Annotated in this window: 6 protein-coding genes; 2 read left to right on the forward strand and 4 right to left on the reverse strand. The window is 24.1% G+C overall.

The genetic code is table 11. The features are described 5' to 3' along the window. Positions 1-177: 177 nt before the first annotated feature. The gene (locus KGF52_RS19905; protein ID WP_227841378.1) at positions 178-585 is read right to left on the reverse strand and encodes a hypothetical protein; all 408 of its coding nucleotides are present in this window, start codon (positions 583-585) and stop codon (positions 178-180) included. A 142-nt stretch (positions 586-727) separates the two neighbouring features. Here KGF52_RS19905 and KGF52_RS19910 point away from each other — a divergent pair, with 142 nt between their 5' ends. Together KGF52_RS19910 and KGF52_RS19915 are read left to right on the forward strand one after the other, a co-directional pair. After that, entirely contained in the window at positions 728-1,315 is a 588-nt protein-coding gene (locus KGF52_RS19910) for a hypothetical protein (protein ID WP_107614976.1), read from the forward strand. A gap of 565 nt (positions 1,316-1,880) precedes the next feature. Then, a complete protein-coding gene (locus tag KGF52_RS19915) occupies positions 1,881-2,348 on the forward strand; it encodes a hypothetical protein (RefSeq protein WP_227841379.1) in 468 nt (155 codons plus the stop codon). A gap of 174 nt (positions 2,349-2,522) precedes the next feature. Here KGF52_RS19915 and KGF52_RS19920 read toward each other — a convergent pair whose 3' ends face one another. The 3 genes from KGF52_RS19920 to KGF52_RS19930 all read right to left on the reverse strand — a co-directional run bounded on the left by KGF52_RS19920 (position 2,523) and on the right by KGF52_RS19930 (position 5,831). Continuing rightward, positions 2,523-5,192 carry a transglycosylase domain-containing protein gene (locus tag KGF52_RS19920; RefSeq protein WP_227841380.1) on the reverse strand — a complete coding sequence of 890 codons (2,670 nt, stop codon included), beginning with the start codon at positions 5,190-5,192 and terminating at the stop codon, positions 2,523-2,525. A gap of 73 nt (positions 5,193-5,265) precedes the next feature. Next, positions 5,266-5,424 carry a hypothetical protein gene (locus KGF52_RS19925; protein WP_227841381.1) on the reverse strand — a complete coding sequence of 53 codons (159 nt, stop codon included), beginning with the start codon at positions 5,422-5,424 and terminating at the stop codon, positions 5,266-5,268. A gap of 8 nt (positions 5,425-5,432) precedes the next feature. Beyond that, positions 5,433-5,831, reverse strand: coding sequence for a hypothetical protein (locus tag KGF52_RS19930; protein ID WP_227841382.1), 399 nt, complete (start codon positions 5,829-5,831; stop codon positions 5,433-5,435). Positions 5,832-5,988 lie beyond the last annotated feature (157 nt).

Below are 5,988 nucleotides of genomic sequence, written 5' to 3' on the forward strand. Positions count from 1 at the left end.
TTATTATACAAGAATCCCAGGCTCTTTTGAACTTGGGATTTATTTTTTTTATACAAAAAAGGGCGTAGCACTATTTTTTAGTGCGACAGCCCCTTAATTATTTTGATATTACATATGATAGATTTCTAAGTTTTATATAAGTAATTTTAACATAAAAGTTTGATATTATCTATTATTTTATTTATTAGTATCATAGTCAAATACGTTTTTATTTATATATTTATATGATTGTGGAGCTATGAAGTTATCTATATATTCTTTTGGGTTTATATCTACATCAAATTTGATAAATTCATTTATTTCAATTGCATATGCGATATCCCTATTATTGAAATATTCATCATATTCATCTTTACTTATTCCTGAAAATTCTTTTGTCTTATTCCAAATATATTCGGGATTATCTTTTAAGTATTTTGTATATTTAAAATACCCAACTATTTTTTTATGTGGGGATGTAGAATAAACATAGATTTTATTAACATCTTCTTTAAAAATAGTCTTTCTATATTCAAATCTCTTCTTCTTATTTAAAATTTCTTCTACATATTTAGGTTTAATGGATATTATTAAATTTAAACTCATATATAATTATCTCCTTTTATCTTTAAAAGTTATATTTATAATAAATATAAGTATTTATTATCTAATATATAATAAATATATAATATTATTATATATGTTATTTAGATTAATAAAATATTATAAAAGTAGGAGATGAATTTGTATGGTATTTAATCAAGTTAAACATAAAAATAATATGAAAATTAATTATAGTAAAAATCTATATGAAAAATACACCCTAGAATTCAATAATGGTTGGGATTATGCAGTTTTTCTAATAGATAGTAATGGTAGTTTTAGTTGTCAAAGCTCATTTGGAGATTATTATTATAAGTGGAACTTATTTGGTAATGATTTTAAGAAGTTTTTATGTAGTTTAGATAGTGAGTATTTGTTTAAAACACTATGTGATAGAACATACTTTGATACTAAAGAATATATAAAAAAATGTAAAAAAATTATTCTTAAATTAAGAAGAAATCAAAGGTTAATAAAAAAGGATGCTATGCTAATTTGGGATTTTCTTGATAAAGAGCTTGATGGATGTGATAATTCAATAGAAATGGTTTGTAATGAATTAGCAAATAGTGAAATTATGAAAAATATATGCATTGATGATATCTTTTATAGTGAGTTTTGTCCTAAATATGAGTTTTCTCCTGATGAAAAAACTTTTATTACTTATGTATACCCTAAGTTTGTAGAAGTTCTGAAGGAAGAATTTGAAGTAGAAAATCTAAAATTTAATTAGCTATTTTAGATATATGGTAAATATCAACATACTACTCCACTTTCTTATAAAAAGATTTACTGTTTATATTAAAGAAAATATGTATAGAATTTTTGTAACTGGTTAATAATATAGTTATACACAATAAATAACTATTAACAGGACCATTACAAATGATAAAAATGGTTTCAAATTGTGATGCTTATTTTTATTGATATAAAAAATAATGGTTGTTTTGAAAAATGAGACTAAAACCTTCTAATATAAATAAATCCTATTTATGTAATAATTTATATGGTATAATAAGAGCATAAAAATGTAAACCCAATACGTTTTTATTAAGTTAACCATAATAAAAAAGCATTCTCTATTAAGTGAATGCTTTTTTATTTTTTATAAGATATAATAATTTATGGATTAACTATCTTATTACTTAATCTTTATTTATAATAAATATGATAGTAAATATACCTTTAGTTCTTAGGTCAAAGCACATATAAAGAGCTAATAAAATTAATTTATATTCATAGCAGTTATCCCTATTTTTTATAATAATATTTTTCATTTGGAATGGAGGAAAACTAAAATGAATATACCAATAGATAAAAAGGTCCAGGCTCAAAATATATTTATGGCCAAAGATAAAAGATGCTTTATGTTGATAGAACAAAAAGCTTTTATTGGAACAAATGAATTTGTTTTTGATAGAGCTATAGCTTCAAAAGGTTACATAGGTGCTTATAAAAGAACTAAATTGGAGTCTACAAAAATTGAAAATAAAAGATTTGATAAATATCTATCCTATTTCAATTATGAAAGTAGTGACAAAAATTGTACTTATCTTATAAATCAGCTTGATAATAGAATATTTTTTAGATATCCAAAATATTCTGGTGAAGGTTTTGGATGTGTGATTCTAGATTATAAAAGATATAGTTATTTCAAAAAATTGGGATGTGAATTTAGATTTAGTGAAAATGATGAATTTGCAGGATTATTTTTGAATCTAAAATATGGTCCTGAGTGTGTAGGTATAATGACAGTACTTAGATAGTAATATAAAATTTATAGCATTTTAAAGAGAATGAAGTACTACAACATTTATATAACTAAACATATTATTTACTTAATAATATAAAACCTCTAAATTAGCTTATAAGCTAATTTAGAGGTTTTTATTACATTCTTCTATAGTCAAAATACTATTATGGTTTACATATATTTAATTTTATTGGTTTATATTTTCATCTATAACATTATCTTGTTGTTGTGGAATTTCTATATCTAAATCTGTTGTATTCAATCTTTCTTTTTCTTTCATTAATTTTTCATTAAGTTCATTATATTCGTCATAACCATAAATCCTTGATAATGCATCTTCTGCTTGAGTTATATAATAATATTTTTTAATACTAGTTGTATTTAATACTCTCAATCCATCTATAATATTTCTAACATCTGTTAATAGTTTTTGTTTAGCTTTTTCTTTTCCTTTATGTTTAGCTTCTTCTAATTCTTGAGCTTCTATTTCTTTTTTACTCAATAATTGAGCTTTTTGTTTTTCATATAATTTAATCCATGCTTCTTTTTCTTTATCTAACATAGCTTTTTTAACTTCTAATCGTTCTAATAAATTATTTTTAACTTTATCATCAATAACTATACCTATAGCTGCTTCAGTTTCATTGTGTTTCATATCAAATGTATCCAAATCATCAATAGAAGAATATGATAACTTTTCATACTCTGAAACAAGTTGTTTCGCCACTTGCTGTCTATCCTTATCTTGCATTCTCCATTCCTTTTCTATTAATATTAATCTTTTTTTCTCTTTTTCAGCTTCTTGAGCATCTAACTTGTCCATTGCAACTCTTGAATATAATATTTCATTATTTTTTTCATCTATAATTATAGTACTTGGTTTCTTAAAATCAATTTTAGGTAATCCATTTTGTATTTTCTCTATTGTCTTTTTCCATATAATACCTGAATAAGAAGCTCCATTTTCAGCTCTAGGGACTTCTTGTGGAGTATCATACCCTGTCCATGTAGCTAAAGTATATTGTGCTGTTCCACCTGCAAAATAGCTATCTCTATTATCATTTGTAGTCCCTGTTTTTCCAAATGCTATTATATTATCACCTGGTTTTACTTTCTTACCAGTTCCATAGTCTTTATTAAAAACATCTTTTAATATATCAATAAGCATATATGCTGTATCTTCAGTAAATACTCTGTTTTTTTTAATTTCTCCATTATATAATTCTCCTTCATTTGAGAATTCTATTTTATTCAAGCAAGATGCATCATTATAAACCCCTTGATTGACTATTGTACTATAACCTTTTGCCATATCAACAACCCTTACTCCTCGTGTTATTCCACCTAATGCTAAGGAGCCAACTGCATCACTGGGTTCAAGTGTAGAAAAATTCATTTTACTTAAATAATCTAAACCTGTAGTTGGTTTCATAGTTAAAAGCAATCTATAAGCTATAGTGTTACTTGAACAAGCAAGAGCTTCTCTTAATGTTATGTTACCTTTGTAACCTGAATATGCATTTTTCGGTTTTCCATCTTTAAATGGTTTATCTTCCATAATAAAACTTGGATAATATTTGCCTGAATCAAAAGCTGGAGCATAATCTGCAAGAGGTTTTATTGTAGAACCTGGTTGTCTTACAGCTAGGAAACCTCTATTAAAATTATCCTCTGTTCCTCTACCTCCAACAATTGCTTCTACTAGTCCAGTTTCATTATTAACCAATACACTAGCTCCTTGTAGCTTGTATTTTTTTGTTATGGAGTCTTTCTCAGAGAAATTTTTTAATGTTGTATCTACAGCTTCTTGTAATATATTTTGTTTATCTTTATCTAAAGATGTGTGTATTATATATCCACCTGAACGCACTAGGTTACTTTTTTCTGTATACTCTTCAGTATAACTTTTTTTATACTTTGCATATTCTTCTTCATCTGTTATTCCATACTTAAACTTAAATCCATCTAATTCCATTAATTTTAATACTGTACTGTACAATGCATAACTTGCCAAATAATCTTCTTTACCTTCAGATAGTTTTTTATCTAAAACTAGATTAATATCCTCATTAACAGCTTTTGTATATTCTTTTTTGGTTATTATTTCTTCTTTTAAAAGTTTATCTAATAATCTATTACGTTTTTTTAGTGATTCATCCTTATGTTCGACAGGATTGAATCGAGAAGGATTATTTGATAATCCTGCTAATATTGCTGCTTCAGATAAAGTTAAATTTTTAGGCTCTTTGCCAAAATAATATTTGGATGCACTATATACTCCATAACAACCACTTCCATAATAATTTGTGTTAACATAGAACTCCATAATATCAGCTTTACTATATTTTTTTTCTAATTCTGGAGCCAAGAAAAATTCTATAAGCTTTCTTTTAAATGAACGTTCTTGTGTTAGTAACATGTTTTTTATAACCTGTTGAGTTATTGTTGACCCTCCTTGAGTAATCTCTCCTTTATTCCTGATTAAGGATACTCCTGCTCTAACTAGAGCTATGTAATCTATTCCATGATGAGATAAAAAATTTCTATCTTCAACTCCTATGTATACATTTTGAAGATTTTTAGAAACATTATCAATTTTACAATATTTATAATTATTAGCTTTGATTTCTTTAAGTAGATTATTATTTTTATCATATATCTTTGTATTTTCTAACAATGTAAATGTATTATTGTTTATAGAGGCTAACTTATCATATGCTATTTTTCTAGACTCATTTAATAAAGGTCTTATCTGTATGAATACAATTAAGGTGACTAAGAAAGATATAACTAAAAATAATATACTTCCATATTTCAATATTCTTTTTAACTTATATTTTAATATGTTTTTATCCATAATTTTTCTCCTTTACTAAGCTTTGTAATTAAAGAATCTTCAAAATTAAAACAGTTTTTGCATGTACTCATTTTTATTCCTCCCACGAATATTTTATATAATCTGCTAATTTCATAAGTAGCTGTTTTTCTGGTCCTATCTTTATTGATAGCTTCAAAGAAGCCAGAATTGACATAACTAAAAGTAATAGACATATGTATTTTAAATATCTTTTTAGTTTATTTTTATTCATATTGTCACCTATAAATCTTTAATCTCAGTAATTTCACTTAAGTCAAAAACTGTGAAAAAAAGCGGGTTACTATAATAATTATTTATGTAATTTTCTATTTTTTTAAAGTCATTAAATTTATTTTCTTTTGTATCTCTATTATTATCTTTTTTTATATTTATTTGTATATAATCATTTTTATTGAAAAAAACAATATATTTTTTGATATTTGTATTATGATTACACTTTTCATTATTTATTATTGATATAATTTTACTTTCTCTAAGATAATAAACTCTGTGAGTATCTTTGCCAATTTGCAATGCAATTCCATATCTTAAAGGAAATTTTTTGATTTTAACTATTCTTCCTGTTTTTATATATTTTTCTTTGCTTATAAATTCAACATAATCATTTATCTTATACATTTTATCCTCCCATATTTATTACTTATAATAATTTATATTTAATATATTTTATAATTCTTTATATCTAATATATTTAGATGTAAGTATTACAAACATATATTTATTAATATTTATATGTTTTATATATTGTTTGATTTCTGTCTCTTATACACATTCT

Origin of the sequence: Clostridioides sp. ZZV15-6597, assembly GCF_020657815.1 — a bacterium.
GTDB lineage: Bacteria > Bacillota > Clostridia > Peptostreptococcales > Peptostreptococcaceae > Clostridioides.